3 protein-coding genes are annotated in these 3,212 nt (G+C 45.5%); all 3 read left to right on the top strand.

What is annotated here, in order from left to right:
- On the top strand, positions 1-839 hold an 839-nt coding region (locus ACI35L_RS16420; protein ID WP_439803341.1), incomplete at its 5' end, for a nuclease-related domain-containing protein.
- A 70-nt stretch (positions 840-909) separates the two neighbouring features.
- Positions 910-1,647, top strand: a complete 738-nt coding sequence (locus ACI35L_RS16415; RefSeq protein ID WP_439803340.1) for a WecB/TagA/CpsF family glycosyltransferase — start codon at positions 910-912, stop codon at positions 1,645-1,647.
- Positions 1,648-1,954: 307 nt separating this feature from the next.
- Positions 1,955-3,022 (top strand): MraY family glycosyltransferase, encoded by a 1,068-nt coding sequence (locus ACI35L_RS16410; RefSeq protein ID WP_439803343.1) that lies wholly within the window; start codon positions 1,955-1,957, stop codon positions 3,020-3,022.
- Positions 3,023-3,212 lie beyond the last annotated feature (190 nt).

The following is a 3,212-nucleotide window of genomic DNA, read 5'->3' as shown; positions in this document are numbered from 1 at the left end:
ATAAGGCCGGTCTTCGCGGAGAACAATCACTTGATTACTATTTGCAGGAGTTAGACCAGGAGTCATTCGGTATCTTCCATGACATTCGACTCACTTCAAGCAACTATCCCTTCCAAATGGACACCCTCATCCTCACCAATCATTTCGCCCTCATCATTGAAGTCAAGAACATATCCGGCACCCTTCATTTCGATCAAAAGTTTAATCAGCTCATCCGTGTCTCCCAGGACGGACGCGAGGAAGGCTTCCCAGACCCATTCTCTCAAGTCAGCCAGCAGCAAAAACGGCTCCAAGACTGGCTCAACAAAGAAAAGCTTCCGCTCATCCCGATTGAAACCTTAATTGTCATTGCCAATCCAACCACAATCATTAAAGCCAACTCCAGTCTCAGCACCCAAAAGCTCTGCCATGCCAACCGCCTCCCTGATAAGATTCGTATCTTCGAAAACCGGTATAAACAAGAGGTCTTAAGCACAAAGAACAGAAGAAAGCTTCAAAAAACGATACTCAAAAAATGGCTGCCCGCAAATATAGATGTTACAAAGCGATACAACATCACAAACGCAGACATCCAGCCAGGCGTCATCTGCCCAAGCTGCTCGTCCTCCCCAATGGCCCGTATCCACGGCGCCTGGTCCTGCCGACATTGCGGCACAGCCTCAAAGGAAGCACATCTCCAAGCAATTGAGGACTACTTCCTCCTCATCTCCCCTGCTATTACAAATGGCGAGCTCCGCCGCTTTCTCGGACTGGAGTCCCGCTATACGGCTAAGCGCCTACTTGCGCACTTGCCCTCATCTGGCATGAAGAAAACCACCACCTATTCCCTTCCTCGCTGACAATCCCTTTTGCTTTTACAAGTCAATCAAGTAAAATGGATAAAGGAGTTCTATTTCGAAGGAGATTTATATGCAGAAGAATGTAATAGATATACAGGGCATCCCTTTTTACTCCACGACCATGATGGATTTTGTCCATCATGAACTGAAGTCCCGTATTGATGAGGAGAAGCAAACCTTTATCGTGACGGCCAATCCGGAGATTGTGGAATATGCCCGAGTCCATGAAGATTACCGCAGCATGATTTTACAAGCCGACTATATCGTCCCAGATGGTGTCGGCATTATCATTGCTTCTAAAATAATGAACAAGCCGCTCAAGGAACGGGTGACCGGCTTTGATATGATGCATGAATTTTTCAAAATGGAGACAAAACGGCCTTTACGTGTCTATATGCTGGGGGCTGAAGAGGAGGTCATCCAGAAGGCAGCGAAGAAAGTAAAGGAGATGTATCCTTCTATTGAACTTGTTGGCTTCCATAATGGCTTCTTCGACCTCGAGGATGAAGAGATGGCTGAAGGAATTGCAGCACTCGAGCCAGATATTATCCTGCTTGGAATGGGATTCCCGCGCCAAGAAAAGTGGATCATGAAGTATCGGGCGAAATTCAGAAAAGGTGTATTTATCGGCATCGGCGGCAGCTTTGACGTGCTCGCCGGCAAGCTGAACCGTGCACCTGATATGTGGATTAAGCTGAACATTGAATGGCTCTACCGCCTTATCCAGCAGCCAAGCCGCTGGAAGCGGATGATTGTACTGCCTGTCTTCCTGCTTAGAGTGATTAAGCAGAGAATCACGAAATCTTGAATGATTGATGACTTTTCCGCATACCCTAATCTGGTTTGCAGAAAAGTCATCTTTTCTGTTTCGACAGAACGTGTTAATATTAACCAAATACCATTTGCAAGATTCATCATGAAACGAGATAGCAAGCTTCGTATTTTGGTAGTATTTGTTAAAAATAAATGAGGATTTTATTTTTTAGTAGTCTATTTTAGTCAAAGAGTATATAATTTATAGTTGAGATTGAGATGTGCAGGTTATCACAACACTGTTATGTTTCATAAATACTTGTCTTGGGTAAGTATAATCCAGACATCAAAAGAGGGTGGATATATTGTATCTAATCGCAGCTTTTCTAGTTGCCGTCGTAATGACTATACTCTTCACCCCATATGTTATTAAATTGGCGCATAAAATCGGTGCAACTGATTCACCTAATAAACGCAAAGTACATTCCAAGGTAATGCCAAGCATGGGCGGACTAGCTATTTTCTTGAGCTTCATCATCACGGTGTCCATCTTTATGCCGGGGCTGTCCAGCTCCCGGACATACACGTCCATCATTGTTGGCGCGACACTTATCATCATTCTAGGAATCTTTGATGATAAATTCGAATTAAGCGCGAAGGTCAAATTCTTGGGGCAGATTGTTGCGGCACTGATTATTGTAGTCGGCGGTAATATCCAGGTGAACTTCATTAACACACCTTTCGGCGACCCGATCTATTTCGGTTACTTAGCTATTCCGCTAACCGTGATTTGGATTGTCGGGATTACCAACGCAATCAATTTAATCGATGGGCTTGACGGGTTAGCAGCTGGCGTTTCAACCATTGCTTTGTTGACCATTGCCGGCATGGCCGTTTTCAAGATCGGCGATATGTTCGTTGCCTTGATTGCCTTAGTCTTGGCTGGCAGCACATTAGGCTTCCTAAGATTTAACTTCTTCCCAGCGAAGATCTTCATGGGAGATACAGGCGCCATGTTCCTTGGATTCATGATTGCCGTATTATCCCTGCTCGGATTCAAAAACGTTACCGTGATTTCCTTGATTATCCCAATCGTCATTCTCGGTGTACCAATCTCAGATACATTCTACGCAATTGTGCGCAGGGTCCTTCACAAAAAGCCCCTGTCTGCACCAGATAAATCACATTTGCATCACTGCTTATTACGCCTAGGCTACTCTCATCGCAAAACGGTCCTCTTGATCTACGCGATGGCCGCATCATTCGGCGTAGCAGCGTTCATCTTCTCCATGGCAACCCTATGGGGCGCAATCTTCCTGATTGCCGTACTTCTGATTGCCCTTGAGATCCTGGTCGAACGTATCGGATTGCTCGGCGAAGACTATCGCCCGCTTCACAAATTATTAGTACATGTAAGAAATCGTCCATAAATAAGATTAGATAGCTGCCTCCCTGTTGGGACGGCAGCTTTTTTGTGGGGTTCCGAAGGATTCGGAACCCCGTTTTGAACGGGGATTCAAAGCTAGGGTTTGAAATGCTCGGATAGGGAATGGTTTTGGTTTAGGATGTGTCGGCGCGGGGTGGATTATGTATGGGTGGTTGATTAATGGGGAGCTTGTT

The sequence above is a fragment of the Pradoshia sp. genome, assembly GCF_051873915.1.
Classification (GTDB): Bacteria; Bacillota; Bacilli; order Bacillales; family Pradoshiaceae; genus Pradoshia.
This window is presented reverse-complemented; position numbering and strand designations above follow the sequence as displayed.